The sequence below is a fragment of the Limnohabitans sp. 2KL-27 genome (genome assembly GCF_001269345.1).
In the GTDB taxonomy this organism is placed as follows: domain Bacteria; phylum Pseudomonadota; class Gammaproteobacteria; order Burkholderiales; family Burkholderiaceae_C; genus Limnohabitans_A.
In genome coordinates this window covers 1390004-1416515 of record NZ_CXOP01000002.1, presented here as the reverse complement: position 1 = coordinate 1416515, position 26512 = coordinate 1390004, and the positions used below count along the sequence as shown (strand labels likewise).

The following is a 26512-nucleotide window of genomic DNA, read 5'->3' as shown; positions in this document are numbered from 1 at the left end:
CCATGCTGGAGTTTTCGAGCATGCCCCATCGAAATCTGGATTCAGCACACAATTAATAAGCATGCTTATAATAGATCTGCCCACATTCAACACCTGCTGGAGAACCCATGAGCACTGCACCTTCTCAACTTCCTGTCCTCGTCGCTGGCGGCGGTATTGGCGGTTTGGCAGCCGCTTTGGCGCTCGTGCGCCAGGGCTTTCAGGTCGCGGTGCTGGAACAAGCACCCCAAATCGGAGAGATCGGCGCGGGCATCCAAATTGGTCCCAACGGTTTTCACGCGTTTGACGCTTTGGGCGTTGGCGACAAGGCCCGGGGCCGCGCCGTCTACACCGACTTCATGGTGATGCACGACGCCATCGACGAGTACCAGGTCGGCAAGATCCCTACCGATGAAAAATTCCGCGCGCGCTTTGGCAACCCCTATGCCGTGATCCACCGGGCCGATGTGCATTTGTCGCTGCTCGAAGGGGCCCAAGAAACCGGGCAGGTCGCGTTCCACACCAACACGCGCGTGGTGCGCATCGAACAAGACGACACCAGCGTGACCGTGTGGGACCAAAACGGCAAAGCTTTCAAGGGCTGCGCCCTCATTGGGGCCGATGGCGTCAAATCGGTGGTGCGCGAGCAGTTTGTGGGCGACCCGGCCCGCGTCACGGGCCATGTGGTGTACCGCGCTGTGGTCGACAAAAAAGACTTTCCGCAAGACCTGCAGTGGAACGCTGCGGCCATCTGGGTTGGCCCCAACTGCCACCTGGTGCACTATCCGCTGCGCGGTGGAGAGCAGTACAACGTGGTCGTGACCTTCCACAGCCGCGAGCAAGAAGAATGGGGCGTCACCGACGGCAGCAAGGAAGAGGTGCAAAGCTACTTCCAAGGCATTTGCCCCAAGGCGCGCCAGCTGATCGACCTGCCCAAGACCTGGAAGCGTTGGGCCACCGCAGACCGCGAGCCGATTGGCCAATGGACCTACGGCCGCGTGACCTTGCTCGGCGACGCTGCCCACCCCACCACGCAGTACATGGCACAAGGCGCCTGCATGGCCATGGAAGACGCCGTCACCTTGGGCGAAGCCCTGCGCACGCACCACAACGACTGGCCCCAAGCGCTCGACATGTACCAACGCGCCCGCGTGGCCCGCACCGCCCGCATCGTGCTCTCGAGCCGGGAGATGGGCCGCATCTACCACGCCAAAGGCGTCGAGCGCCTGGTGCGCAACGACCTCTGGCGCGGCCGCAGCCCCGAGCGCTTTTATGATGCGATGGCGTGGCTGTACGGCTGGAACGTCAGCAACTGCCTGGACGCCGCACAGCACCATTGAATGGACGGAGACATCACCATGAACGACCTCGGACGACTCGAAGACCTGCCCGCAGACTATGTGCAAGACCTGCGCAAACTGAACTTGGTGCCGCTGTGGCCCAGCCTGCGGGGCGTGCTGCCCCCCAAGGTGCCGACGCGCCAGACCCAGCCGACTTGCTGGGCCTACCAGGACATCAAGCCACTGCTGCTCAAAGCAGGCGAGTTGACCCCGATCGAAAAAGCCGAGCGCCGCGTGCTGGTGCTGGCCAACCCCGGCCATGGTCTGGACAAGATGCAAGCTTCGGCCGCCATGTACCTGGGCATGCAACTGCTCATGCCCGGCGAGTGGGCCCCCAGCCACCGCCACACGCCCAACGCGGTGCGCATGGTGGTGGAAGGCGAAGGCGCTTGGACCACGGTGGATGGCGAAAAATGCCCCATGAGCCGGGGCGACTTGATCCTCACGCCCACAGGCCTCTGGCACGAACACGGTCACGACGGCACCGAGCCCGTGATCTGGCTGGACGTGCTGGACCTGCCACTGGTCTATTACATGGAGGCCAGCTACCACATCAACGGCGACCGCCAAACCGTGGTGCCCGGTCAGGGCGCCAAACAGTACGCCCGAGGTGGCGTGGTGCCATCGCACGTGTTTGAGCGCAGCAAAAAAGCCTACCCCATGCTGCGCTATGCCTGGAAAGACGCCAAGGCCGCGCTCGAATCACTGGCCTCTGACGAAGCCGGTTTGGAGCAGGTGCAGGTCACCTACACCAACCCCGAGACGGGCGGCGATGCGGAAAACATTTTGGGCTTTTACGCCCTGATGCTGCGTCCGGGCCAGACGCTGCGCTTGGCGGCCCGCTCGCCCGCACAGGTGTTCCATGTCATCGAAGGCGCGGTGCAAGCGCAGATCGTGGCCAGCACCTTCACCTTGGCCGAAGCCGACACCTGCTGCGCGCCCGGCTACGAAGCCGTGACACTGACCAACCTGAACGCCAGCCAGCCTGCGTTCTTGTTCATGGCCGACGAATCACCTCTGCACCGCAAATTGGGTGTGTACGAAAACCGCGGCTGACCTTTTCTTGATTCCCTCTTTGAACATGACCTCTTACCTCTTCACCCCGCCCAACGTTCAATCCCTGCCCATCCGTGGCCAAACCGAGCGCTTACCCATCAACCGCATCTTCTGCGTGGGCCGCAACTACCACGCCCACGCGGTCGAGATGGGCCGCCCCGTCGACAAAAGCGTGGAGCAGGCCTTCTATTTCACCAAGTCGCCTCAGACCCTGGTGGAAAGCGGCGCGACCGTCGCTTACCCCCCCCGCACCAGCAACTACCACTTCGAGATGGAGTTGGTGCTGGCCATTGGCAAAGCCGGCTTTCGCGTGAGCGAAGCCAACGCACACGAATTGGTCTATGGCTACGGCGCAGGCCTGGACATGACCCGCCGCGACCTGCAGCTGGTGGCGCGCGACAAGGGCCGCCCTTGGGACACCGGCAAAGACATCGAGCAAGGCTCGGTCTGCTCCGAGATCGTGCCCATGCCCGGCGTGGTGATCGAGAACGGTGCGATTGCTTTGGAAGTCAATGGCGACACCAAGCAATCGTCCAACGTGGACAAGCTGATCTGGAACATCCGCGAAATCATCGCCGACCTGTCCACCTACTACCACCTGCAACCCGGCGACCTGATCTTCACCGGCACCCCCGAAGGTGTGGGTGCGGTGGTCACCGGCGACAAGATCACCGGCCGTGTTGAAGGTGTGGCCGAGATCGCGCTGAACATTGGCGCTGCCGAGTAAGACCGCTGCTGACAAGACAAGTGCGGGCATCCATCACAATGCATGGTTTGCCGCGCTTCGCTCGCAATGAATCACCTTGAAAAATCCATGAAGCTCTACAGTTTTTTCAGAAGCGGCACCTCGCACCGCTTGCGCATTGCCCTCAACCTCAAAGGCATCGCCACCGACTATGTGGCTGTGGACTTGCGTGTGGACGAGCAATTGAAACCAACATTCAAAGCGGTCAACCCCCAAGGCCTGGTGCCCGCGCTGGACACGGGCGAGCAGGTCATGATCCAGTCGCCCGCCATCATCGAATGGCTGGAAGAAACGCATCCCACACCGGCCTTGCTGCCGACGGGTGCGCACGCGCGGGCTCATGTTCGGGCGCTGGCCGCCATGGTGGGTTGCGACATCCACCCCATCAACAACCGCCGGATTTTGCAAACCCTGCGCCAACAGTTCGGCGCCAACGAAGACGCCATCAACGCTTGGTGTGGACATTGGATCAGCGAGGGGTTTGACGCCTACGAAGCCCTGATCGCGGCTGACAAGACGCGCGGGCGCTTCAGCTTTGGCGACACCCCCACATTGGCCGATGTGTATTTGATCCCCCAAGTTGAAAGCGCTCGCCGCTTCAAAATCGACTTGAACCGCTGGCCCCTGATCAATGCCATTGACCAAGCCTGCAGCGAAATAGACGCCTTCAAGAAAGCCGCACCGGGGCAGCAGCCTGATGCAGGCTGATTGACAACCCGAAAAATCAAGGGCCCTGAGGGGCCCTTGGCAATGAAGTGCTGGAAGGGCGCGGTCAGCTGCAGCCGCCTTGTGATTTTTTTCAGGCGTTCAATGGCCCTAGCCGAGCTGTTGTTTGGGCAACCCGCCAGGTCTGCTTTGCAGCGTTTGCGGTCGGTCAGATCAGGTAGCACAAGCTACTGCAACCAGCCTTTTGAGGTCATCAAAAAATAAGACGATAGTAGGTGATCACAATTCCTGCTCGCCATTTCGTGTGTCGTCTTCCTCTGACGCAGAAATTTTTTGATCAATCTTTTCCATGTTGTCGAGCAACTTGAGGAAATAGTGCAGGGTGTGGGCCATATCGCCCATTGAAAAATCTTGCAGGGCCTGCTCGTAATAGGCCTTGATCTTGGGTTGCGCCAGATCCATCCAGATGTGACGCCCCGACTCGGTCATCACCACCAAGCGCGAGCGGCGATCACGCCCATCTGTACTAATCTCGATATGGCCATCGCGCGTCATGCGGGTGATCAAACCCGACAAGTTTTGTCGACTGACCATGAGGTATCGCGCCAGCTCCCCTACGCCCATCCCCTGTGCCGCCTCTGGGCGAGACAGCGCCCCCAGCACTGCCCATTGCTGTGTGGTCAGCCCTTCATCCTGAACTGCACGGCTGCCGGTTTTATGCAACATATTGGCACACTGATACAGCTTGAAGAAAATCCGATTGGCCAGTTCCATGCGAGCGTCTTTAATTTTTGGCATAGGGAAAACGATAGGTTATTGAACACGAAAAAAACTTGAGGGGAAACGTGGGAAAACCCTAGAATTAGTCAACATGTTGTCATATGTTCGACATTCAGAATTTTCCAATCCATTTCAATTCACGGAGAAAGTCATGAAAGACCTCAAAGGCAAAACAGCGATTGTGACCGGTGGCGGCGGCGGTATTGGCGGGGCCACTTGCCGCCGTTTTGCCGAAGAAGGCGCTCATGTTGCGGTGTTTGACATGAACTTGGAAGCCGCCCAGAAAGTGGCCGACGGCATCGTGTCCGCTGGTGGCAAGGCGCAGGCTTTTGCTTGCAACATCACCGACCGTGCCCAGGTCGATGCGGCAGTCGCGGCCGCTGAGGCTCAGCTGGGTCCCATCGATATCTTGGTCAACAACGCTGGCTGGGACATCTTCAAACCCTTCACCAAAACCGTGCCCGCTGAGTGGGACAAGTTGATCGCCATCAATCTGACAGGCGCATTGCACATGCACCACGCTGTATTGCCTGGCATGGCCTCACGCGGCGCAGGCCGCATCGTCAACATCGCCTCGGACGCGGCCCGTGGCGGTTCTTCCGGAGAAGCCGTTTACGCCGCTTGCAAGGGCGGTCTGGTCGCTTTGTCCAAAACCCTGGCACGCGAGCACGCCCGTCACAACATCACCGTCAACGTGGTCTGCCCCGGCCCGACCGACACCGCTTTGCTGGCCGGTTTCGCCGAAGGCGCTTCTAACCCCGAAAAACTCATGGACGCCTTCAAAAAGGCCATCCCACTGGGTCGTCTGGGTCAACCGGATGACCTGGCTGGTGCCATCGTCTTCCTGAGCAGCGCCGACTCTGCCTTCATCACCGGCCAGGTCCTGAGCGTCTCGGGCGGTCTGACCATGCACGGCTGATCCATCACCCCCATTCAACCGGAGAAACACATGCAATTCGAAGACATCCTTTACGAAAACCGCAACGGCGTGGCCTGGATCACGATCAACCGCCCCGACAAAATGAACGCCTTTCGCGGCACGACCTGCGACGAGATCATCAAGGCCTTGAACAAGGCCGGTTACGACCGCGACATCGGTTGCATCGTGCTGGCCGGGGCTGGTGACCGCGCCTTCTGCACGGGCGGCGACCAGTCGGCCCATGATGGCAACTACGACGGCCGCGGCACGATTGGTCTGCCGATGGAAGAGCTTCACACCGCGATCCGCGATGTGCCCAAACCCGTGATCGCCCGGGTGCAGGGCTTTGCGATTGGCGGCGGCAACGTGCTGTGCACCATCTGCGACCTGACCATCTGCTCTGAAAAAGCCATCTTCGGCCAGGTCGGCCCCAAGATGGGCTCGGTCGACCCCGGCTACGGCACCGCCTTCCTGGCCCGCGTGGTCGGCGAGAAGAAGGCCCGCGAAATCTGGTATCTCAATAAGCGCTATTCCGGCCAAGAGGCTGTGGACATGGGCCTGGCCAATATCTGCGTGCCGCACGAGCAACTCGACGCCACTGTGCAGGAATGGGCAGAAACCATCTGCGAGCGCAGCCCTACCGCGATTGCGATTGCTAAGCGCAGCTTCAATATGGATACCGCTCACCAGTCGGGTATTGCTGGCATGGGCATGTACGCGCTCAAGCTTTACTACGACACGGAAGAGTCGCGCGAAGGCGTGAAAGCTTTGCAGGAAAAGCGCAAGCCCGACTTCCGTAAGTTCGCCAAGTAAGCGCCCAAATAGAGAAATCTCAATGAATCCCAATCCTTACATCACCGAAGATCTTCAGGCTCTGGCACAGACGGTGCGCCGCTTTGCCGATGAAAAAATCAAACCCGGTTTTTTGGAGCGCGATAAGACACGCGAGTTTGACCGCGCCTTGCTGCGTGAAATGGGCGAATTGGGCTTTATTTGTCCTGAAGTCCCAGAGGAATTTGGCGGTATGGGCATGGGATGTGTGGCTGCTGGCGTTGTGCACGAAGAAATCTCAAGGGCAGACCTTAGCTTTTCATATCTGAACCTTCTGGCCTCGCTCAACAGCCAAATTCTTTACAAGTACGGAAACCCCGAAGTTGTGCGCCCTTGGCTTGACAAGATCCGCGAGGGTCGAGCGATCTGCGCCATCGCTTTGACCGAGCCACGCGGTGGTTCGGATGCAGCAAATCTGCGCCTGCGCGTGGAGCGTGACGGTGACTTTTACGTCATCAATGGCGAGAAAACTTCCATCTCAGCTGCCGACCAGGCCGACATCACTGTTGTCTTTGGCCGCACAGGTAAGCCCGAAGACGGCGCACACGGTGTTACTGCGCTGCTGGTGCCAATGGACACGCCCGGCTTAACCACCAGTCGCTTTGACTGCCATGGCCAGCGTTCGATCGGTCGAGGCTCTATCTTCTTTGAGAACGTTCGAATTCCCGTCAGTCACCGTTTAGGTGACGAGAACAAAGGCTTTGTGCAAGTCATGCACGGCTTTGATTACTCACGCTCTCTGATTGGCCTGCAATGCCTGGCCGTAGCGCGTGCGGCACTGGACGAAACCTGGGAATACATCACGCAGCGCCAAGCCTTCGGCCAGCCACTGTCGGCTTTCCAAGGTGTCACTCACCCGTTGGCTCAATATGACACGGAAGTAGAAGGGGCACGCTTGGTTTGCCTTCAAGGCCTCTGGCTCAAAGATCAAGGCCTACCTCATTCAGCCGAGGCCGGCATGGCCAAGTGGTGGGGTCCGAAGCTGGCCTATGACGTCATACACCAGTGCCTACTGTGCTTTGGGCACGGCGGATATGACAGGGGCCTGATGGAGCAGCGCCTTCGCGATGTGCTGGGCTTCCAAATCGGTGACGGTACAGCGCAGATCATGAAAACCATCATCGCGCGTACCCGCGCTGGTCGCAAAAACGTGCCAGCCTGAGATTTTCAAAACATAAAACCAACCCAAGGAGACGACCATGGAATTCGATGCCGTACTTTTGGCCCCTCGCCGTGCCCGCATGATCGCGCAAGGTCTGTGGCATGACCGCACCATCAACGCTGAACTCGACGCTTGTTTGTCCGCTTGTCCCGACAAGCTTGCGCTTACCGCTTACAGGGTTGAGGCTGGTGATGAAAAGCGTTTCACTTACCGCGAACTCGCCCGCATGGCCGATCGCATCGCGGTGGGCCTGACGCGCCTGGGCGTGCAAAAGAACGATGTGGTGGCCTGCCAACTTCCCAACTGGTGGCAGTTCACCTTGCTGTACTTGGCTTGCTCACGCATTGGTGCGGTGATCAACCCGCTGATGCACATCTTCCGCGAGCGCGAACTCAACTTCATGCTCAAGCATGGCGAAGCCAAGGTCATCGTCGCACCCAAGGCCTTCCGGGGTTTTGATTTCGAGCAAATGATTACCGCCATTCAGCCGAGCCTGCCGCATCTGAAACACGTGGTGGTCATCGACGGCCAAGGCCCCAACAGTTTTGAAGCCCTGCTGAGTGGCCCCGCGTGGGAAGACGAGCCCGATGCCGCCACCATTTTGAGCGCGCACCGCCCTGGCCCGGACGAAATCACGCAGCTGATCTACACATCGGGCACCACCGGCGAGCCCAAAGGGGTGATGCACTCGGCCAACACCGTGATGGCCAACATCATCCCCTACGCTCAGCGCCTGCAGCTCGATGCCGAAGACGTGGTGTTGATGGCTTCGCCCATGGCGCACCAAACGGGCTTCATGTACGGTCTCATGATGCCCATCATGCTCAAGGCCAGCGCCGTGCTGCAAGACATCTGGGAGCCGAAAAAAGCGGTCGAGATCATCAACCGTGAAAAAGCCACCTTCACGATGGCCTCGACACCGTTCCTAACCGACCTGACACGCGCCGTGAGCGAAGGAAACACCCCGGTACCCACGCTGAAAACTTTCCTGTGCGCTGGCGCGCCGATTCCCGGTCCACTGGTCGAGCAGGCACGTGCTGCTTTGAGCACCAAGATCGTGTCAGCTTGGGGTATGACCGAAAACGGTGCTGTCACGCTTATCGCGTTGAACGACCCGGACGAGCGCGCTTTCACCACCGATGGCCTCGCATTGCCCGGTGTGGAACTCAAAGTGGTGGAGATCGATGCTTCCGGCCCCGCCCTGCCTGCGGGCACACCCGGTAAGTTGTATGTGCGTTCGTGCTCCAACTTTGGCGGCTACCTCAAGCGACAGAACCTGAACGGCACCAATGGCGAAGGTTGGTTCGATACCGGCGACTTGGCGCGCATGGACGCGCAGGGCTACATCCGCATCACCGGCCGCAGCAAGGACGTGATCATCCGTGGTGGTGAAAACATCCCAGTGGTCGAGATCGAATCGCTGCTGTACCGTCACCCTGCTGTGGCCATGGCCGCGATCGTGGCCTATCCTGACGAGCGCTTGGGCGAACGCGCCTGCGCCGTGGTGGTGACCAAGGCCGGTCAAAGCATGGATCTGCCCGAAATCGTGCGTTACCTGAAAGAGAACCAGGTCGCCACGCAGTACATTCCCGAGCGCCTGCACCTGCTGGACGCCATGCCCGCGACCCCCTCGGGCAAGATCCAGAAGTTCAAGCTGCGCGAACAACTGCAAGCCATGCTGGCCCAAGGCTGATGGTCACCCACACCATGCCCGAGCCCACCGTCCTGACCGAGATCCATGGCCGCGTGGGCCTGATCCGACTGAACCGTCCCGCGCAACTGAACGCACTCAACGACGAGTTGATGGACGCGCTGGGCACAGCCTTGCTGGCTTTCGATGGCAACGCCGACATCGGGGCCATCCTCATCACCGGCAGTGGCAAAGCCTTTGCCGCCGGGGCCGACATCGCCGTGATGGCCGACTGGTCCTACATGGATGTTTACCAAAGCAGCTTCATCACCCGAAACTGGGAAACCATCCGCCATGTGCGCAAGCCGGTCATAGCGGCTGTGGCGGGTTACGCCATGGGCGGTGGTTGCGAGCTGGCTTTGGCTTGCGACATCATCTTGGCGGCCGAGTCTGCGCAATTCGCCTTGCCCGAAATCAAATTGGCCATGTTGCCCGGCGCAGGCGGCACACAGCGCCTGCCACGCGCAGTGGGTAAAGCCAAGGCCATGGACATGTGCCTGTCGGCCCGCATGCTGTCGGCGCAAGAAGCGGACCGTTATGGACTGGTCTCGCGTGTGGTACCTGACGTGGAACTGGAAACCACCGCATTGAAACTGGCCACACAGATCGCGGGCTACTCATTGCCTGCACTCATGGCCATCAAGGAATCCGTCAACCGTGCCCATGAGAGCAGCCTGAGCGAGGGCATCTTGTATGAAAGGCGCGAGCTGTATGCCCGCTTTGCCAGCGAAGACGCCCACGAAGGCATGCATGCCTTTTTGGACAAGCGCAAACCTGTTTTCCAGCACCGTTGATCCAATGTCCGACAAAGCCACTTTTGCTTGGGCTGATTCTTTGAACCTCGACGTTCAACGGGCCCAGAACAAGCGCCAAGTGCATCGCGCCAGCACAGACCTGCACTGGGGCCAGACCGGACCATCCGTACACCGCATGAACTGCGACCTCAAACTCAAGGCTCACATGGGAAAAGGTGCTCAGAAATGGGTCTGAACATCGCCGCCCATTTGCGCCAGAGACCTCGCTCGGTAGGCCTTGGGGGTGATGCCGATGTGTTTGCGAAAGAAGCGGCTGAAGTAGGCATCGTCCTCGAAACCCAGCTCAGAAGCCAATTGCTTGATGGGCAATGCGGTGTAAACCAGTTCGCGCTGTGCTTCCTGGATCAAGCGGTCATTGATGACCTGCAGGCTCGATTTGCCCAAGACCTCCCGACACAGGCGCGAGAGTTGCCCCACCGTCACGCCGACCTGGTTGGCGTAGCTTTGCAAAGAATGCTCGGTGCGGAAATTCTTGTCGATCAGGCTGCGGAACTTTTCGATCTGACGGGCCTTGCGCGAGATACTGTAGTGGGTGTGGGTGTCCGTCAGCTCGGACAATTTGCAAATGCGGTGGACTTGCACCATCAGGGCCAACAACAAAGACGTGCCTGCAGCCACCTGGCCTTCCGCAGGTGTGTGCGACTCCTGCTCCAGCGCCATGAACAAAGGCATGAGCTGGTCGATGTAGCGCATCTCCGACTGCAAAGAGAGCAAACGCGGCGTGCGTATGGTCTCCAGCAAGGGCGGCATCATCAAAGCCGCTGCCGACTCGAGCGCCTTTTGCATGGCCGTGACCACCGGACCATTGGTGTCTTTAGAAAACCTGAACCCGTGCACATGCCCCGCCGGGATCAGCATCACACAGGGCGCGTGCAGTGTCTGCTGTACATGCTCAATCTGCACATCCACATGCCCTTGCGTGAGGTACAGCACCTGGATGAACGAGTCGTGGCGGTGGGGATGGATGAGCCAGTTGTACAAGGTCGAGCGCTGCGGAATCCATTCGAAATTGAATGCCGACGATTCTTCATGGCTGCTCGAATCGCCATACAAATCGTAATTCGGGATTACCCTAGAAACTGCCATTTTCACACTCCATTCCGCACGAATTGTCCTGTTCTTCGTTCGATTCGTCAAAAAATAAAACGCCCCCCATTCCAACAATCTCCAACAGAGATCAGGAACAAGGACAAGAACATGACTGGAGACAAGAGCTGGCTTGAACTGCAAGACCGCGTGTGTGTGGTCACCGGGGCAGCCAGCGGCATCGGGGCCTCGGTGGCCGAGCGCTTGACACAGGTCGGCGCACGCGTGGCGATGCTTGACCGCGACGCACAGGGCCTGCACAAGGTGCAAGTCAGGCTGCAAGCCCAGGGCGCTCAGGTCATGGCCCTGAGCTGTGACATCAGCGATGCCCAAGGCGTGCAGGCCGCCGCAGAAAAAGTCCAGGCCACATGGGGTGCCCCCTATGCACTGATCAACAACGCCGGCCTCTTGCGCTCGGGCGGGCTGGCCGATGTCAGTCTGGACGACTGGAACGCCGTGTTGGCTGTGAACCTGACCGGTTACCTGCTGTGTGCCCGCGCATTTGGCGCGGCCATGCGCGAAGCGGGTGAAGGCTGCATCGTCAACATCGCCTCCATCTCAGGCCTGTTCCCACAAAGCCACAGCGGTGCCTACAGCGCCAGCAAGGCTGGTGTGCTGCAAATGTCGCGGCAACTGGCGGTCGAATGGGGCCCCCTGGGCTTGCGCAGCAACGCCATTTGCCCCGGCATGATCCGCACCGCTTTATCTGCCAAGTTTTACGAAGAGCCTGGCTTTGAAGCCAAGCGCTCCGCCGTCACGGCCAGCCGCCGGATCGGTGAGCCACACGACATCGCCGATGTCGCGATCTTTTTAGCCAGTCCACGCTCGGGCTACGTCAACGGCGCCGAGTTGGTCGTCGACGGCGGCATGTCCTGCATGTTGATGGACATGGTGCCGCGCCCTGGCTACAACCTAACCGCTTGAGGAAACCAAGATGACAAACCCGATGGCATGTGACCTTTTGGTGGTGGGCTCTGGTGCTGCAGGATTGACCTGCGCCATCACCGCCAAAAAGCGGGGCCTGAATGTGGTGGTGATCGAGAAAGAACCCGTGTTCGGCGGCACCACGGCGCTTTCGGGCGGCGTGCTGTGGGTGCCCCTGAACACCCATGGTCGCCAACAAAACCCGCAAGACACGCTGGACGCAGTGCGCACCTACATGATGCAAGAGACCGGCGCGTATTACGACGAAGCGGCGGTGGCGGCCTTCTTGGATCAAGGCCCCAAGATGGTCGACTTCCTCGAGCGCGAGACCGCGATGCAGTTCATCCCCACTCTCTACCCGGACTACCACCCCGATGTGCCTGGCGGCGCTGCCATTGGCCGCTCCATCCTGGCCAAGCCTTATGACATCCGGGGTCTGGGCAAAGACATGCCGCGCCTGAAGCCCCCACTCAAGACCATCACCTTCATCGGCATGATGTTCAACTCATCCAATGCGGACCTCAAGCATTTTTTCCAGTTCACCAAATCACTGACTTCCTTTGTGTACGTGGCCAAACGGTTGGTCAACCACATTAAGGAACTGGTCCTGTACCAACGCGCCATCAACGTGACCAGCGGCAATGCGCTGGCCGCGCGTCTGGCCCAATCGGCGCTGGACCTGGGCATTCCGATCCTGACCTCGACACCGGCCAAGCGGGTGTTGACCGAGAACGGCCAAGTGGTCGGCATGCAAGTGGGCGGCGAAGGCGGTGACCGCGACATCCGGGCAAGCCGCGGCGTGGTGCTCGCATGCGGCGGCTTTCCGCAAGACGTGCAGCGCATCGCCAAGGCTTATCCGCACCTGCAAAGTGGCGGGGAACACCTCTCCCCCACGCCCGAAACCAACACCGGTGATGGCGTGCGCATGGCCGAGACCGCCGGTGCCGATGTGGACTTACGCTTCAAAGACGCCGCCGCGTGGATGCCCGTGTCCAAAGTGCCCTTTGGCAACGGCGAGTTTGGGGTCTTCCCTCACTTGTTGGACCGCTACAAGCCCGGCGTGATCGGTGTGCTGCGCAACGGCAAGCGCTTCACCAACGAATCGAACTCGTACCACGATGTGGGCGTGGCGATGATCGAGGCCTGCAAGGGTCAAAAGGAAACCGTGATGTGGCTGGTCTGTGACAAGACCACCTTGGGCAAATACGGCCTGGGCTTTGTCAAACCCGCGCCCATGCCCATTGGCAAGTACATCCGCAACGGTTACCTCTTTGAGGGCAAGACCTTGGCCGACCTGGCCCAAGTCACCGGCATCGATGCGGCGGGTCTGCAAGCCACCGTGCTCGAATACAACACAGGTGCCGTCAAAGGTGTGGACGAACAACATGCCCGAGGCACCACCGCCTTCAACCGCTACCTGGCCGACCCCAATCACCAGCCCAACCCCTGCGTGGCACCGATCGAAAAAGGTCCGTTCTATGCGGTCAAACTGTTGATGGGTGACCTCGGCAGCTTCGATGGCATCCAGACCAGCGTGGTGGGTGAAGTCAAGAAAAGCGATGGCTCGGTGATTCCTAGTCTGTACGCCGTCGGCAATGACCGTGCCAGCATCATGGGCGGCAACTACCCGGCCGCAGGCATTACACACGGGCCCAACATGGTGTTCGCCTTTGTGACGGCCAACCACATCGCGGACAAAGTGGGTGCCTGAAATGAACACGCTCATCAAGCCGGTAAGGAGCGCAGCATGAGCGGCGCACCTGTGGCCATCGTCACCGGCGCGGCCGATGGCATTGGCTGGGCCACGGCACAGCAGCTGGCCCATGCTGGATGGACCGTGGCCTTGTTCGATTTGAACGGTGCGCTCGCGCTAGAACGTGCGCAGACCCTGGGTGTCCAACACTCGGGCTGGTCCTGCGATGTAACCGATGCGGACGCGGTGCAAACGCGTGTGAGCGATGTGGTGGCACGCCATGGCCGCGTCGATGGACTGGTCAACAACGCCGGGATCGCCGATCAGACCGCCCCGACTTTGCAGCAAGACATCGTCGCTTTTGACAAGGTGTTGTCGGTGCATTTGCGAGGTGTGTTTCTAATGTCCCAACAGGTGATCGCGCAGATGACCCAGCAGCCGCGTGATGCACGCGGCATCCGAGGCGCCATCGTGAACATCGGCTCCATCGCCAGCTTTGGCGGCATTCCCGGTCGCAATGCTTACTGCGCGGCCAAGGCCGGTGTGCTCGGAATGACACGGGCACTTGCCAGCGAGTGGGCTCACCGTGGCATCCGTGTGAATGCCGTGGCCCCTGGTTACGTGAAAACCGCCTTGGTGGCCAGTCTGGTCGAACGCGGCGCGATCGATGCACAGGCGATTGCCCGCCGAACCCCCATGGGCCGCATGGCCGCCCCCGAAGAAATTGCCCAGGTGATCGCCTTTTTGGCATCACCGATGGCCAGCTACATCACCGGTGCGGTGTTGCCGGTGGATGGTGGCTGGACCGCCTTGGGTGCGCCCGAGACGGCACTTAGCCCCCTTGAAGAAGATTAAAAAAGGAGACAACCTAGATGTTGACGATCAATTTATTCAACGGCCTGGTCTACGGCGCATTGCTCATTGTGATGTGCTCAGGCCTGGCCCTCATCTACGGCCTGCGCCGGGTGGTGAACTTTGCCCATGGCTCGCTGTACATGTTGGGCGCCTACCTGGGCTATTCGATTTCTCTGCACAGCAATTTCTGGGTGGCATTGGTCGCGGCACCGGCCATCATGGCCATGTTCGGCGTGTTGCTGGACCGCTATGGGTTTCGTCTGCTCCAAGACCGCGATCCGCTCACGGTGGTGCTCGTCACTTTCGGCTTGCTGTTGGTCATTGAGGATCTGGTGCAAACCACTTGGGGCAAAAGTAACCTGTCCGTACCGGTCCCTGAAGCCCTGGCCTTCAGCGTCGACTTGTTTGGCACGCCTGTGCCAGCCTATCGCTTGTCTGTGATCGTGATCGGTTTGCTGGTAGCGCTGGGCTTGAGCCTGTGGTTACGCTTTTCCAAGGTGGGTCTGTTTGTCCGTGCAGCCAGCACCGACCCGGTGACCACTTCCATGCAAGGCGTGAACACCGACTTTCTGAGCGCAGGCGTGGTGGGTCTGGGCACCGCGCTGGCAGGTCTTGCCGGTGTGGTGGCAGCGCCCTTCCTGTCCTTGTCACCGGCCATGAGTTCTGACGTCATCATCGACTCTTTCGTGGTGGTCGTGATTGGCGGCCTGGGTTCTTTGGCAGGCGCGTTCATCGCGGCCTTGGTGTTGGGTATGTTGCAGGCCATTGGTGCAGTCTACCTGCCCGATGTCGCCGTGTTACTGCCCTTCGTGTTCATGATCGGCATCCTGATCTGGAAGCCCTCCGGCTTTGCTGGCAGCCGCACTTGAGTGTCGGGAGTAGATGCTGATGAACTTGAAATTTTCTTCTCTTGGTGCCGTACTAGCCTTGATCTTGGGGGCGGCAGTTGCCTTTGGCGTGGGCTCGAGTACCCTTTTGTCGCTGCTCACGCAGTCCATCATCTATGCGGTTTTTGCACTGGGTGTGGGCGTGTTGCTCAAGCAAAACGGCATGGTCAGCTTTGGGCATGCCCTGTTCTTTGGGGGTGCCAGTTACTTGGTAGGCATCTTGCTGCAACTGCAACTCGTGTCGGCGGAGCTGGCCATTTTGGCGGCCTTGCTTGGCGTCACGGTAGCGGCCTTTCTGATCGGACTGGTCATTGTGCGCGTGCCTGGCGTGGCCTTTGGAATGTTGACCTTGGCCATTGGCCAGATGTTCTTTCTCACTGCCTCACGCGCCAGAGGTTTGACGGGCGGGGCCGACGGTATGAACATCGATTGGCCTTCGCGTCTGTTTGGTTTCCCGATGTCGCAGATGCTCAAGCCGGCCATGATGTTCTTGATTTGCTGGACCACTTTGGTGGTGGTGATGTTCCTTTTGTCTTGGCTGATGCGCACACGTTTTGGTGCCATCACCGAAGCAGTTCGGGACAACGAGGAACGGGCCCGTTTCATCGGCATCACTACATTGCTGCCACGCGCTGCGGTGTACGCCCTGTCGGCACTGGTGACTTCAGTGGCAGGCGTTTTGTCTGCACTGAACACTGGATTTGTCTCCCCTGAAAGCCTGCACTGGAGCTTGTCGGGGGTGGCTTTGATGATGGTCGTCGTAGGGGGCTTCAAAGCACTTTGGGGACCTGCCGTGGGTGCGGTGGTGTATTTCATGTTCAAAGACATTTTGGGTGAACACGCCACGCACTGGATGACGATTTTCGGCATGGCCCTGATCACGGTCATCGTCTTCTCCCCCACGGGGGTGGCAGGGCTGTTTGACCGCTGGGTCCTGGGCAAGAAGCCTTCGGTCAAGGTAGGTGGCCACTGAGCGGGAGAACAAGATGACAAATTACGTATTGCAAGCAGAAGACGTGGCCATCCATTACGGCGGGGTCAAAGCCGTGGACGGTGTCGCCCTGACTTTGGAAAAAGCACAAATCCGCGGACTGATAGGCCCGAACGGGGCGGGCAAGTCAACGGTGATCGACGCCATCACCGGACGGCGCAGGCTGACGCGCGGCAAAGTCCAGTTGCTCGGCGAAGACGTTTCGGCCCTGGGTGTGGTCGAACGCCGCATGCGGGGCTTGTCCCGCAGCTTTCAACGCACCAGCATCTTCGGCCAAATGACCGTGTACCGACAAATCGAACTGGCGTCTCACAAGATGGGCGTGAAGGACTCTGCCGCCGATGCCGAAGCTGTGCTCAAAGAGCTGGACCTGTGGCCCATGCGGGACTCCGCCGCCGATGACCTGGGCTATGGCGAGCAACGCCGTCTGGATCTGGGACTGGCTTTGGTGGGGCGCCCCACCGTGCTGCTGTTGGACGAGCCCATGGCGGGCTTGTCGGTCAAGGAATCCTTGGATCTGGCGCAGCACTTGAAAAAACTCACCTCCAGCTGGGACGTGTCGGTCTTGCTGGTGGAGCACGACATGGATGTGGTGTTCAGCATCTCCGATGTGGTAACGGTGTTTGAGTTGGGCCGTGTGATTGCCAGTGGGGTGCCAGCTGAAGTGCGAGCCAATCCACGAGTGCGTGAAGCTTATTTGGGGAGCGCAGCATGAGCGCCTTATTGAATCTGAAAAACGTCCACGCCTACTACGGTGCCGCGCACATCTTGCACGGTCTGGACCTGCATGTGAACCCTGGCGAGCGTGTGGCACTCATTGGGCGCAACGGGGTGGGCAAGACCACTGTGGTCAACACCATCTTGGGGCTGGCCAGTCTGCAAGACGGGCATGTGGCTTTTGGCGGCAAAGAGCACACCAAGCTGCGCGCCTACATGGCCGCCCAGCATGGCATTGCCGTGATTCCCCAAGGCCGTCGGATTGTGGCCAACCTGAGCGTGGAAGAGAACCTGATCCTAGGCGCTGCCGTTGGGCGCAAAGGCCCATGGACGGTGTCCGAAATTTACAAGCTCTTTCCCATCCTGCAAGAGCGCGCCCACACGCCGGGCACAGCCCTGTCGGGTGGTCAGCAGCAAATGCTGGCTGTGGGGCGGGCCTTGATGGCCAACCCCGAGCTGATCTTGCTGGACGAGCCCACAGAAGGTTTGGCTCCGGTCATCGTGGACCAACTGGCCGTCATCTTCAACCAGGTCGCTGACCAAGGCACCGCGCTTTTGCTGATCGAACAGAACATGAGTCTGGTCGTGCGTGTGGCAAGGCGTTACATGGCCATGGCCAAAGGCGCCATCGTGGCGCAAGGCGAGGTGGCGAATTCGCGCGAGGGTTTGCACGACCTTGAGCGCCACGTCATGGTATGAATTTTTTTCTCAAACCGATGTCCGGACGGTTTCCGGCAACTTTCCAACAAAAGGAGACAAGCATGTTCAAACTCAAAACCATCCAGCGTTCCCTCGCCGCTGCTGCGCTGATGGCTGCACTGCCCATGGCAGCTGTGGCCCAAGGCAAAGAGCCGGTCAAGGTCGGTCTGGTATCGTCCAAATCGGGCGTTTTTGCGCAGCAAGGCGAAGAGGTCATCCGCGCCATCAAGTTCGCCGTCGATGAAGCCAATGGCAAAGGTGGCGTGGACGGTCGCAAAATCGAAGTGAAGGAAGCCGATGACGAGGGCACGCCAGATGCCGGTCGCCGCGAGGCTGAAAAACTCGCCCGGGAAGGCTACAACCTCTTGATCGGTGCGATCCCCTCGTCCATTTCCCTGGCCATTGCACAGAACCTAGACCGTTGGGACGCGGCCTACTTTGTGGTGGCCAGCAAGTCTGACAAGCTGACTGGCGACACCTGCAAGCCACGGAGCTTTCGCACCAACCATTCCGATGCGATGGACATCGCGATGATCAACGCTTGGGCCAAGAACATCAAAGGCAATAAATTTGCCGTGATTGCAGCAGACTATGTATGGGGCCGCGACTCTGGCGAGTCCTTCAAAAAAGCCGCTGAAGCTTCTGGCAAAACCGTTCCGCTGAGCCTGTACGTGCCTATGGGCACAAAGGATTTCTCGCCCTATATTGCCCAGCTCAAAGCCGCCAACGTGGACGGCATTTGGGTGGCCGAGGTCGGTCGTGACGCCATCGCCTTCATCAAGCAAGCCGAAGAATTTGGCCTGATCCCCAAGACCCCGCTGATCGGTCACTCGCTGATCTTGAACTTCATGATCAATGCCACCGGCAAGGCCCTGGAGGGCACGCCTGGCACAACCGGCTACACACCTGACATCGACACGCCAAAGAGCAAGGCCTTTGTAGCCGCCTGGAAGGCAAAGTTCAACCGTCTGCCCACCGACAACGAAGGTCAGGCCTACAACGGTGCCCAGGTCATGCTGGAGGGTGTCAAGCTGTCCAAGAGCAACAAACCTGAAGATGTCAGCAAGGCCTTGCGTGGCGCTCAGCTCGACACCATTTATGGCAATGTGACCATGCGTGCTGCCGACAACCAATTGGTCTTGCCCAACTACGTGGGCCGCGCCAAGATGGCCGATGGTGTGTTGCGCCCCGTGGTCGAACAAACCTTCCCCGCGTCCATTGTTCCCGCAGCTTCGCCTCTGTGCAAGATGTGAGGCGATGAAGTTGTGAAAGAACAAGCCGCCTGCGCTTCATGCCCAGGCGGCTTTTTTACGGGAGATGAGTCATGCATATTTTGGTCACTGGCGCGACCGGGGGAATTGGCCGAGGCATTTGCGAGGTGCTGGCTTCGCAAGCGACCCCAAAGCTGAAGCTGACCGTGGCCAGCACACAAAACGGCGAACGCCTCGAATCCTTGCTTCAGGCCCTGCGTGACCTGGGTGTTCAGGCCCATGGCGTGGTGGGTGATGTGACCCGCCCAGAAGATGCGCAAAGTATGGTGAATGAAGCGCTGGACCATGGGGGCGACCTGGATGCCTTGGTCTGCGTGGCTGGCGCATCCGGGCCCGGCAAGCTGGCCGATTTGTCGGTGGCCCAGTGGGACATGACCTTCAACCTCAACACCCGCTCGGTATTCGTGATGGCACAAGCGGCTTACCCCGCGCTCAAACGCACAAGCGGCAGCATCACGGCCATTGCCTCGATGTCGGGTTTGCATCCGCACCCGGGGTATGGTGCTTATTCACCGGCCAAAGCCGCCCTCATCATGCTGTGCCGTCAATTGGCCCAAGAGTGGGGGCCCGAAGGCATTCGAACGAACACGGTGTGCCCCGGCATGGTCCGAACCCCGCTGACCGAAGCGGTGTACCAGGACTTTGACACCAAGGCTCGGCGTGAAGCCCTGGTGCCCGTGGGGCGCATTGGTCGGCCCGATGACATTGGGCACGCCGTCCATTACTTGATCAGCGCTCATGCAAGTTACGTCAACGGACAAAATCTCGTGGTCGATGGCGGCGTCGCCGACCACATGCTGAGCATGATCCCGGGCCGCCCCGGGAAATCACCCTTGAAAGCCTGAAATGAATCCCCAATACCTCGCCCAATCATTTGGCCTTCAAGGCCGCACCGCCCTGGTCACTGGCTCGGCCAGAGGCATTGGTCTGGCGATTGCCACCGCATTGGGTAAGGCAGGTGCGCGTGTCTTGATCAATGACCTTCGCGAGCAAGCCGCCGACGATGCCGTTCGCACACTACAGGCCCAAGGGATTGAGGCGCGTGCAGCCTGTTTTGATGTCGCGGACATGGCCGCGGTTCAGGCTGCGGCTCACCGCCTAGACCAGGACGGTTGGTCGGTCGACGTCTTGGTGAGCAATGCAGGCAACCAAAATCGCAAAGCACTGGTGGAGATGAGCAGGGAAGAATGGCAACAAATTCAGGATGTGCATGTAGGTGGTGCGTTCAACTGCAGTCGGGTATTTTTGCCCGGCATGTGTGCGCGAGGCTTTGGTCGGGTTGTCATGACGTCCTCGGTTTCGGGTCAGTCGACCATGCCGCTCATTGGTGCGTATTCCACAGCCAAAGCGGCCTTGGGGGCCATGGCCAGGGCGATCGCGGTGGAATATGGCGCCAATGGCATCACGGCCAATGCGATTGCGCCCGGCTTTGTCCGCACCGAATTCACCGCCGGCCTGCAGCAGCGCGAAGGTTTTGAAGATTTCCTGCGTCAGGAGGTTCCGCAAGCGCGTTGGGCTACACCTGAAGACATTGCGCCTGTGGTCTTGTTTCTGGTGTCTCCCGCAGCAGCCTATGTCAATGGCCAGACGCTAGCGATCGATGGCGGCTTGCTGGCTCAGATGTGAGTCTCTCAAAAGTGCTTCACTCTGAGCTTCAAAGGTGCAAGGGTTTGTCCTCGGTATATTTGAAACTTGAAGGCATTCCTTTGCAGGAAGCATTAAAACAATCGGCATGATCCGTATTGACTGATATGCACGGTATTGCAAGCACTTTGCTCAACCATGCCAGCAGCCTAACGGTGCTAGAGCATTCCCGGAACCATCCACTAGACTCCCTGCTGGCTACAAGCGCACGAACTTATGCACGCCATAAGCACTCGCTAAGTCATTGGATGTGATCATTCTGTGCGTTTGCCGGCACCCCCTAGGTAGAGGTCGTTTTCTTGGCCGACGACGGTGTTTTGAAGGACATGCGCCCCGGTACAGCCTCCATCGAAAAAGTCGCAGCCATAGTGATCAGACAGGGCGAGCATTTTTTGACATATCAGGGCTTTAGCTGATCAATGACCGTGTTCTTCTTTAAGCTCAGTCCGGCTTCATTGATACCCACTTGCCTGTCAAGCGACTGACCGGCGACTTGGGATTGGAATGTGACGTGTATTTCAGCCATTTTTTCCGCAAACACACAGACTTCAAGCCAATAGATTTACGCAACAGAGCCGTTCAGGGTTTGGGGTCAATCTGAACGGCTCGATGTAAGACAAGTGTGCAAACCCCTCAGCTCAGCCCGCGAAGACGCTTCCACCATTGCGTCTGACTGACCAAAGTAAACACGACAGCCGCCAAGATGATGGTTGAAAGAGGCGTTGTGAAAAATTCGCTGATAAACAACCACCCATCGTTGTTGGTGGCCATCATGGCCTGACGATAACTGCGGTCCATCATTGGGCCCAAAATCATGCCAAGAATGACAGGCCCCACTTGGAAGCCGTACATCTTCAAGAAGTACCCCAACACGCCGAAACCCAACATCCAATAAACATCAACGGGGTTGTTGTTGATGGCGTAGGCACCCACAGCCGACAAAACCAAAATCAAAGGCAATAAAACAGGCTTAGGCGTCTCCACAATTTTGGCAAAAATCTTGATGCCTGTGAGACCAAAGATCAGCAAGAAAATGTTGGCCAATGTCAGTGATCCCACCACAAACCAAAACAAGTGTGGCGTCTCGATCATGAGCATCGGACCAGGCTTTAGACCATGGATGTACAGCGCGCCAATGATGACAGCCGTCACCGCATCACCCGGGATGCCCAGCGTGAGCATGGGCACATAAGCGCCGCCGACGGCTGCGTTGTTGGCAGACTCGGGTGCCACAAGACCCTCATACGCACCTTCGCCAAAGGGCCGTGACGGATTTTTAACCGTGCGTTTGGCATGGTCGTAGGCCATCAGTGCAGCGATGTCACCGCCGGCACCAGGCAGAGCCCCCACCACCACACCGATTGCGGATGTGCGTGTGGCCAATGGCAGGTATTTTTTGAGCAAACCCCATGATGGAATGATTTTGCTCACGTTTTGTTTGACCGCCTTGAGGTTCAACTCATGGATTTGCGCGATGACTTCGGCCACACCAAAAAAACCTATCATGGCTGCCACATAAGAAATGCCCGCGGACATTTGAAGGCTGCCAAAAGTCAAGCGGTTCTCACCGGTCATCGGGTCCAAGCCGACGCAGGCGATCAGCGCGCCCAAGGCACCGGAAAAAATACCCTTTGATAGCGATTGCCCGGACAAACTGCCCACCAGCAAGATTCCCCACATGGCCAACAAAAGGTACTCGCGCGGGCCAAACATCAACGCCAGATCGGCGACGGCAGGTGCCGCAATCGCCAAAGCCAAAATGCCGATAAAACCACCGTAAACAGACACCACCGTGGTCAAACCAATCGCTTGCCCGGCCTCTCCGCGTTTGGCCAAAGGATAACCATCCAACCCTGTGGCAATGGCAGCGGGCGCACCAGGAATGTTCAACAAAATCGCACTGCGAGAGCCGCCGTACACACCGCCCAGATAAATGCCTGAGATCAATGCCAGCGCTTGGTTGACGTCCCATTTGAACGTGAACGAAATCAAAATGGACACCGCCATGGTGACCGACAGTCCCGGTATGGCTCCAATATATATTCCGGCGAAAGTACCTGCTGCCGTCAGCAGCAGCATCTTGATGTCCAGCCACGAGATAAAGAAATAACCCAGCGCTTCCATCATTTCAACCACTCTGGTGTGTAGGGCCCCATCAAGGAGCCTACAGGCAAAACCACAGAAAATGCCGTTTGGAAAACAATGAAAATACAAATCAACACCAAGGCACTGACCAATAAATTGACAACAATCTTCTTGCTGCCTAGGACCTGCATCGACAACAAAAGAAAGACGTAGGAAGAAAGCAAAAACCCTGTCACCTCCAGTGCCAACATATAGGCCACGATCAAGGACGTGAACAACACCAGTTTCAAAGGCGCTAACTGAATCACAAATTGCTGGAACACGGTATGTGTGTCATCCGCACTGGATGAGGACATCCAAGCCTGTCGCAAACTCATCAGGCCAGTCACCAGCATCAATCCTGCGCAGAGCATCGGAAAAACACCCGGTGATGAAATTGAATCGAATTTTGATATGTGAAACGATGTCCAGAGCATGAAGGCGCTGAATGCCACCATCAATGCCATAAAACTCAATTCACCTGGCAGTCGTGGACGGTTGGTGACCATGAATTTTTCCCTTAACAAAATTCCCCATTTGCGGGGCTTGCAATATCAGGCACATCGGGCCCTCACGTACGAGGTGCCCGATGTGCTTTGATGCATCAAGGCTTTGGGATACCCAGTGTGCCTGGATCGACTTTGGCAGCCCCAGCACTTTGGTACAACCAAGCGGTAGTGGACTGGAACTTCTTGATGAACTGCTCAGCCTCAGCTCCGCTGATGTTGAGCATCGTGGTACCCCGACCAGTCATCATTTCACGGTATTTGGGGTTGTCGCCTGCCTTCTTGAAAGCAGCAGTCAACTTGGCTTTGACGTCCTCTGGTGTTTCTTTGCGCACAAACACGCCATACCACGAGCCCCAAGGTAAAAATTTACTGATGCCCTTGAGGGAAGGCGCATCAGTTACGGGTGAAATGCCCTGAAACGGCTTGTTGTCGACCACGCCCAAAGCTTTGAGACGACCCGCCTTGATGTGCTCAATGGCAGCACCTGAGGCAATGAAGCCGATGTCGACGTGGCCCCCTTGGAGGGCTGCAATCGCTGGGCCATCGCCATCGAACGGGACTTTGATGGTGTCAAATTTGGTCAGCGTGCTGATCATGGCGTTCATCGTGAAAGGCACAGTGCCCTGTCCAGCGAGGTATTGCTTGACCTTGTTCGGGTTGGCCTGCACGTGGCTGAGCAAATCTTGCATGGTGTTCCACGGTGCATTAGGGCGCGCAACCAACAAAATACTGTTGGCGACTGCCGCAATGTTGATCGGGGTAAATTTATCGTAGTCAAAATCGGCGACTCCCATCACACGATAAAGTGATTGGGGCTCTGCACCCATCAATACCGTATAGCCGTCTGCGGGTTGTTGCAAAACAAAGTTAGCGCCGATCACACCCGCGGCACCGGGTTTGTTTTGCAAAACAATTTTTTTGCCCAAAGCTTCCTCGGCATAGGGTGCGTATCCGCGCATCGCCACGTCAGTACCACCGCCTGCGCCCCATTGAATCACAGCAGTCACATCACGTGCTGGATAAGCTTGCGCCATGGCTTGGCCGCTTATCGTGGCAGCTGTCACTGCCAGCAAAGCTGCGCTCAAAAATTGTCGTTTTTTCAAAGTCATTTTGTCTCCATCAAGTTTCAAAAAGTTAAAAGTCCAACCACCCGGACTCATGGGTCTCGCTTTTGCAGGACCCTTGAGTCACTGCACTTTAGAGAGGTACATGTCAGTTTCAATGAGCACGGACCTTCCAAAGTTTGATTATCAAACCCTAACGCTCGACAAACGATCGGGATAAGGGTTAACGTTGATTCATCCTCTACATTTCTAAATGTCCTTTTGCGGGTGACCAATTTTGACGATGCTCTCGCAGTTGGTACACGACGATTCATGCCATGAATAGGACATTTCGCACGCATCCCTATCTTGTGCCTGCTAATGCATTTTGAACTGCCAAGTTGGCAAACACCAAGCCTGGACCAAGGGTGATACCCGGAGCCGGATACACACCGCCCATGATGGAATTCATGTCATTACCCACTGCGTACAAACCACCAATGACCTGCCCCTGTGCATTGAGCACTTGTGCGTGTTCGTTGGTTTGCAGCCCTTGAGCCGCGCCAATGTCACCAGGGTAGAGCTTGACCGCGAAATACGGCCCCTCGCTGATGGCCCCCAAGTTGGGGTTGGGATCGCCAGCTGCAGCGTCGCCAATGTTCTGTTGGTAAGCCGTCTCGCCCCGATGGAACTGTGTGTCCACACCGGTTTGGGCAAAGGCATTGTTGTCCGCCACTGCTTGGGCCAGACCTGTTGATGAGATCCCCAGCTTGTTTGCCAGCTCCGCCAGGGTTTGGCCTTCCGTCAGATAGCCATCGGCCAAAAATGGGGCCAGGCCCTTGCCGCCGGGGCGTACCATGCCCATCCCATATTGGCGCAGGGCTTTGGCATCGGCGATCAAATAGGCAGGCACCGCTTGCTGGGCCGCCTGCATGCCCAAGGCAAACAGGTGGTAGGAAGTGCTTTCATTCACAAAGCGTTCACCGGCCTGGTTGACAGTGATCATGCCGGGCTTGGCGCGGTCCATCACGAAATGCGGAAACACAGCGGTGCTGCCATCTGTTCGCTTGCGCAAGGACACCGGTGCCCAAAACGCTGGGCTTTGCGCGCCCTGCCCTTCCACCGCACCCAAACCGCGCGCCAAAGCCAGTGCCTCGCCTGTATGGCCCGGTGCAGCGGGGCACCATTCAGCAGGAATGCCGGGGATTTTTTGAGCACGCAAAGCCGGGTCGCGGTTGAAACCGCCACTGGCCAGCACAACGCCCTGCTTGGCCAACACGCGGGCGTTGCCAGAGGTGCTGCTCAAACGCACCGCGACCACTCGGCCACTGGCGTCGCGCTCCAGTGCATCGACCGAAGTTTTCAGTGCCAGCGTCGTGTGGGCGTGTTGCATCAAGGCGTGCAGCAAACGGCCCACCAGCGCATTGCCCATCACCAATCGAGTGCCACGTGTGTGTGTCAGGCGATCTCTCAAATGGCGCCACAGGATACTGACCGAGTGTTTCAGCGAAGCCCAAGACTTCGTCATGGCCAGCAAATGGTTGATGTCGTTGCGGTCTACCATCATGCCGCCAAGCACCGTGAACTCGGGGATCGGCGGGCGCAACAAGGGAAACAAATCGCCCAGCAAACGGCCATCAAAAGGCACGGGTTCCAAGGCACGGCCACACAACGTTGAACCCGGCAAATCGCTGATGTAGTCGGGGTGTTTGGGATAGGGCCGATACTTCATCGACGACTTTGCTTCGATCTTGGCCACGGCCTCGGCGCCGTTGCGCAAGAAGGCATCACGCAATGCGGCGGGCGCTTGCTCGCCCACGGCGTTGTTCAGGTATTTCTCGGCTTCGGTAAGCGTATCAGTCGAGTTGACCTTGGATGCGTGGTGCGTGCCCGGCACCCAAGTTGTGCCGGCAGACCAAGCCGTTGTGCCGCCCACGAATTCAGTGTGCTCGACCAGCAGCACCTTTGCGCCCTCGATGCCAGCAAACACGGCAGTCGACAAGCCCGCACCGCCCGCACCGATGACCACCAGATCAAATTCGCAGCCGTCTTGCAAACCATCCAGACCGTTTTTCAGGAGTTGCAT

At 58.4% G+C, this 26512-nt stretch carries 25 protein-coding genes; 19 read left to right on the top strand and 6 right to left on the bottom strand.

Features of this window, described 5'->3' with window-relative positions:
• Positions 1-107: 107 nt before the first annotated feature.
• The 4 genes from LHAB_RS09645 to maiA all read left to right on the top strand — a co-directional run bounded on the left by LHAB_RS09645 (position 108) and on the right by maiA (position 3828).
• Positions 108-1319: a 3-hydroxybenzoate 6-monooxygenase gene (locus tag LHAB_RS09645; protein WP_090045781.1), complete on the top strand. Its 1212-nt coding sequence runs from the start codon at positions 108-110 to the stop codon at positions 1317-1319.
• A gap of 18 nt (positions 1320-1337) precedes the next feature.
• Positions 1338-2375, top strand: coding sequence for a cupin domain-containing protein (locus LHAB_RS09640; RefSeq protein WP_090047870.1), 1038 nt, complete (start codon positions 1338-1340; stop codon positions 2373-2375).
• Between the two features lie 25 nt (positions 2376-2400).
• Positions 2401-3102 carry a fumarylacetoacetate hydrolase family protein gene (locus tag LHAB_RS09635; protein ID WP_090045779.1) on the top strand — a complete coding sequence of 234 codons (702 nt, stop codon included), beginning with the start codon at positions 2401-2403 and terminating at the stop codon, positions 3100-3102.
• Between the two features lie 87 nt (positions 3103-3189).
• Positions 3190-3828 carry a maleylacetoacetate isomerase gene (maiA, locus tag LHAB_RS09630; protein WP_090047868.1) on the top strand — a complete coding sequence of 213 codons (639 nt, stop codon included), beginning with the start codon at positions 3190-3192 and terminating at the stop codon, positions 3826-3828.
• A 237-nt stretch (positions 3829-4065) separates the two neighbouring features.
• Here maiA and LHAB_RS09625 read toward each other — a convergent pair whose 3' ends face one another.
• Positions 4066-4560 (bottom strand): MarR family winged helix-turn-helix transcriptional regulator, encoded by a 495-nt coding sequence (locus LHAB_RS09625; RefSeq protein ID WP_228763404.1) that lies wholly within the window; start codon positions 4558-4560, stop codon positions 4066-4068.
• Between the two features lie 157 nt (positions 4561-4717).
• Between LHAB_RS09625 and badH the strand changes: the two genes are divergently transcribed.
• From badH to LHAB_RS09600, 5 genes are read left to right on the top strand one after another with little or no spacing between them, the layout of a single operon-like run.
• On the top strand, positions 4718-5485 hold the full coding sequence (gene badH, locus LHAB_RS09620; protein ID WP_090045776.1) for a 2-hydroxycyclohexanecarboxyl-CoA dehydrogenase: 768 nt from the start codon (positions 4718-4720) through the stop codon (positions 5483-5485).
• 30 nt (positions 5486-5515) lie between these two features.
• The gene (badI, locus tag LHAB_RS09615; protein WP_090045775.1) at positions 5516-6298 is read left to right on the top strand and encodes a 2-ketocyclohexanecarboxyl-CoA hydrolase; all 783 of its coding nucleotides are present in this window, start codon (positions 5516-5518) and stop codon (positions 6296-6298) included.
• A gap of 22 nt (positions 6299-6320) precedes the next feature.
• A complete protein-coding gene (gene aliB, locus LHAB_RS09610) occupies positions 6321-7478 on the top strand; it encodes a cyclohexanecarboxyl-CoA dehydrogenase (RefSeq protein WP_090045773.1) in 1158 nt (385 codons plus the stop codon).
• 37 nt (positions 7479-7515) lie between these two features.
• On the top strand, positions 7516-9171 hold the full coding sequence (aliA, locus tag LHAB_RS09605) for a cyclohexanecarboxylate-CoA ligase (protein ID WP_090045771.1): 1656 nt from the start codon (positions 7516-7518) through the stop codon (positions 9169-9171).
• A gap of 14 nt (positions 9172-9185) precedes the next feature.
• A complete protein-coding gene (locus LHAB_RS09600) occupies positions 9186-9962 on the top strand; it encodes an enoyl-CoA hydratase-related protein (RefSeq protein ID WP_090047867.1) in 777 nt (258 codons plus the stop codon).
• A 180-nt stretch (positions 9963-10142) separates the two neighbouring features.
• On the opposite strand, the gene LHAB_RS09590 is transcribed toward LHAB_RS09600, so the two are convergent.
• On the bottom strand, positions 10143-11069 hold the full coding sequence (locus LHAB_RS09590) for a helix-turn-helix domain-containing protein (protein ID WP_090045766.1): 927 nt from the start codon (positions 11067-11069) through the stop codon (positions 10143-10145).
• 111 nt (positions 11070-11180) lie between these two features.
• On the opposite strand from LHAB_RS09590, the gene LHAB_RS09585 reads away from it, so the two are divergent.
• From LHAB_RS09585 to LHAB_RS09540, 10 genes are all read left to right on the top strand, one after another.
• A complete protein-coding gene (locus LHAB_RS09585) occupies positions 11181-11993 on the top strand; it encodes an SDR family NAD(P)-dependent oxidoreductase (RefSeq protein ID WP_090045764.1) in 813 nt (270 codons plus the stop codon).
• A 10-nt stretch (positions 11994-12003) separates the two neighbouring features.
• Positions 12004-13704, top strand: coding sequence for an FAD-dependent oxidoreductase (locus LHAB_RS09580; RefSeq protein WP_090045762.1), 1701 nt, complete (start codon positions 12004-12006; stop codon positions 13702-13704).
• Positions 13705-13740: 36 nt separating this feature from the next.
• On the top strand, positions 13741-14541 hold the full coding sequence (locus LHAB_RS09575) for an SDR family NAD(P)-dependent oxidoreductase (protein ID WP_090045759.1): 801 nt from the start codon (positions 13741-13743) through the stop codon (positions 14539-14541).
• Positions 14542-14558: 17 nt separating this feature from the next.
• The gene (locus tag LHAB_RS09570; protein ID WP_090045756.1) at positions 14559-15410 is read left to right on the top strand and encodes a branched-chain amino acid ABC transporter permease; all 852 of its coding nucleotides are present in this window, start codon (positions 14559-14561) and stop codon (positions 15408-15410) included.
• A gap of 19 nt (positions 15411-15429) precedes the next feature.
• Entirely contained in the window at positions 15430-16401 is a 972-nt protein-coding gene (locus tag LHAB_RS09565; RefSeq protein ID WP_090047865.1) for a branched-chain amino acid ABC transporter permease, read from the top strand.
• Between the two features lie 13 nt (positions 16402-16414).
• Positions 16415-17134 (top strand): ABC transporter ATP-binding protein, encoded by a 720-nt coding sequence (locus tag LHAB_RS09560; protein ID WP_090045753.1) that lies wholly within the window; start codon positions 16415-16417, stop codon positions 17132-17134.
• On the top strand, positions 17131-17835 hold the full coding sequence (locus LHAB_RS09555; RefSeq protein WP_090045751.1) for an ABC transporter ATP-binding protein: 705 nt from the start codon (positions 17131-17133) through the stop codon (positions 17833-17835). The genes LHAB_RS09560 and LHAB_RS09555 overlap by 4 nt, the downstream gene beginning before the upstream one ends.
• Positions 17836-17897: 62 nt before the next feature.
• On the top strand, positions 17898-19088 hold the full coding sequence (locus LHAB_RS09550; protein WP_090045749.1) for an ABC transporter substrate-binding protein: 1191 nt from the start codon (positions 17898-17900) through the stop codon (positions 19086-19088).
• A 71-nt stretch (positions 19089-19159) separates the two neighbouring features.
• Positions 19160-19951, top strand: a complete 792-nt coding sequence (locus LHAB_RS09545; RefSeq protein WP_090045747.1) for an SDR family NAD(P)-dependent oxidoreductase — start codon at positions 19160-19162, stop codon at positions 19949-19951.
• 1 nt (position 19952) lies between these two features.
• A complete protein-coding gene (locus tag LHAB_RS09540) occupies positions 19953-20732 on the top strand; it encodes an SDR family NAD(P)-dependent oxidoreductase (protein ID WP_090045745.1) in 780 nt (259 codons plus the stop codon).
• Positions 20733-21383: 651 nt separating this feature from the next.
• Here the strand turns inward: LHAB_RS09540 and LHAB_RS09535 are convergent.
• From LHAB_RS09535 to LHAB_RS09520, 4 genes are all read right to left on the bottom strand, one after another.
• A complete protein-coding gene (locus LHAB_RS09535) occupies positions 21384-22877 on the bottom strand; it encodes a tripartite tricarboxylate transporter permease (protein WP_090045743.1) in 1494 nt (497 codons plus the stop codon).
• Complete coding sequence (locus LHAB_RS09530) at positions 22874-23383, bottom strand: tripartite tricarboxylate transporter TctB family protein (protein ID WP_090045741.1); 510 nt, start codon at positions 23381-23383, stop codon at positions 22874-22876. Before LHAB_RS09530 ends, LHAB_RS09535 begins: the two co-directional genes overlap by 4 nt.
• A gap of 95 nt (positions 23384-23478) precedes the next feature.
• Positions 23479-24543: a Bug family tripartite tricarboxylate transporter substrate binding protein gene (locus LHAB_RS09525; protein WP_228763403.1), complete on the bottom strand. Its 1065-nt coding sequence runs from the start codon at positions 24541-24543 to the stop codon at positions 23479-23481.
• A 247-nt stretch (positions 24544-24790) separates the two neighbouring features.
• Complete coding sequence (locus LHAB_RS09520; protein WP_090045737.1) at positions 24791-26512, bottom strand: FAD-dependent oxidoreductase; 1722 nt, start codon at positions 26510-26512, stop codon at positions 24791-24793.

Excerpts from the sequence above, each read along its gene's own strand:
- LHAB_RS09645 (WP_090045781.1), top strand. The coding sequence starts at position 108 with ATGAGCACTGCACCTTCTCAACTTCCTGTCCTCGTCGCTGGCGGCGGT.
- LHAB_RS09640 (WP_090047870.1), top strand. The coding sequence starts at position 1,338 with ATGAACGACCTCGGACGACTCGAAGACCTGCCCGCAGACTATGTGCAA.
- LHAB_RS09635 (WP_090045779.1), top strand. The coding sequence starts at position 2,401 with ATGACCTCTTACCTCTTCACCCCGCCCAACGTTCAATCCCTGCCCATC.
- maiA (WP_090047868.1), top strand. The coding sequence starts at position 3,190 with ATGAAGCTCTACAGTTTTTTCAGAAGCGGCACCTCGCACCGCTTGCGC.
- LHAB_RS09625 (WP_228763404.1), bottom strand. The coding sequence starts at position 4,560 with ATGGAACTGGCCAATCGGATTTTCTTCAAGCTGTATCAGTGTGCCAAT.
- badH (WP_090045776.1), top strand. The coding sequence starts at position 4,718 with ATGAAAGACCTCAAAGGCAAAACAGCGATTGTGACCGGTGGCGGCGGC.
- badI (WP_090045775.1), top strand. The coding sequence starts at position 5,516 with ATGCAATTCGAAGACATCCTTTACGAAAACCGCAACGGCGTGGCCTGG.
- aliB (WP_090045773.1), top strand. The coding sequence starts at position 6,321 with ATGAATCCCAATCCTTACATCACCGAAGATCTTCAGGCTCTGGCACAG.
- aliA (WP_090045771.1), top strand. The coding sequence starts at position 7,516 with ATGGAATTCGATGCCGTACTTTTGGCCCCTCGCCGTGCCCGCATGATC.
- LHAB_RS09600 (WP_090047867.1), top strand. The coding sequence starts at position 9,186 with ATGCCCGAGCCCACCGTCCTGACCGAGATCCATGGCCGCGTGGGCCTG.
- LHAB_RS09590 (WP_090045766.1), bottom strand. The coding sequence starts at position 11,069 with ATGGCAGTTTCTAGGGTAATCCCGAATTACGATTTGTATGGCGATTCG.
- LHAB_RS09585 (WP_090045764.1), top strand. The coding sequence starts at position 11,181 with ATGACTGGAGACAAGAGCTGGCTTGAACTGCAAGACCGCGTGTGTGTG.
- LHAB_RS09580 (WP_090045762.1), top strand. The coding sequence starts at position 12,004 with ATGACAAACCCGATGGCATGTGACCTTTTGGTGGTGGGCTCTGGTGCT.
- LHAB_RS09575 (WP_090045759.1), top strand. The coding sequence starts at position 13,741 with ATGAGCGGCGCACCTGTGGCCATCGTCACCGGCGCGGCCGATGGCATT.
- LHAB_RS09570 (WP_090045756.1), top strand. The coding sequence starts at position 14,559 with ATGTTGACGATCAATTTATTCAACGGCCTGGTCTACGGCGCATTGCTC.
- LHAB_RS09565 (WP_090047865.1), top strand. The coding sequence starts at position 15,430 with ATGAACTTGAAATTTTCTTCTCTTGGTGCCGTACTAGCCTTGATCTTG.
- LHAB_RS09560 (WP_090045753.1), top strand. The coding sequence starts at position 16,415 with ATGACAAATTACGTATTGCAAGCAGAAGACGTGGCCATCCATTACGGC.
- LHAB_RS09555 (WP_090045751.1), top strand. The coding sequence starts at position 17,131 with ATGAGCGCCTTATTGAATCTGAAAAACGTCCACGCCTACTACGGTGCC.
- LHAB_RS09550 (WP_090045749.1), top strand. The coding sequence starts at position 17,898 with ATGTTCAAACTCAAAACCATCCAGCGTTCCCTCGCCGCTGCTGCGCTG.
- LHAB_RS09545 (WP_090045747.1), top strand. The coding sequence starts at position 19,160 with ATGCATATTTTGGTCACTGGCGCGACCGGGGGAATTGGCCGAGGCATT.
- LHAB_RS09540 (WP_090045745.1), top strand. The coding sequence starts at position 19,953 with ATGAATCCCCAATACCTCGCCCAATCATTTGGCCTTCAAGGCCGCACC.
- LHAB_RS09535 (WP_090045743.1), bottom strand. The coding sequence starts at position 22,877 with ATGATGGAAGCGCTGGGTTATTTCTTTATCTCGTGGCTGGACATCAAG.
- LHAB_RS09530 (WP_090045741.1), bottom strand. The coding sequence starts at position 23,383 with ATGGTCACCAACCGTCCACGACTGCCAGGTGAATTGAGTTTTATGGCA.
- LHAB_RS09525 (WP_228763403.1), bottom strand. The coding sequence starts at position 24,543 with ATGAGTCCGGGTGGTTGGACTTTTAACTTTTTGAAACTTGATGGAGAC.
- LHAB_RS09520 (WP_090045737.1), bottom strand. The coding sequence starts at position 26,512 with ATGCAACTCCTGAAAAACGGTCTGGATGGTTTGCAAGACGGCTGCGAA.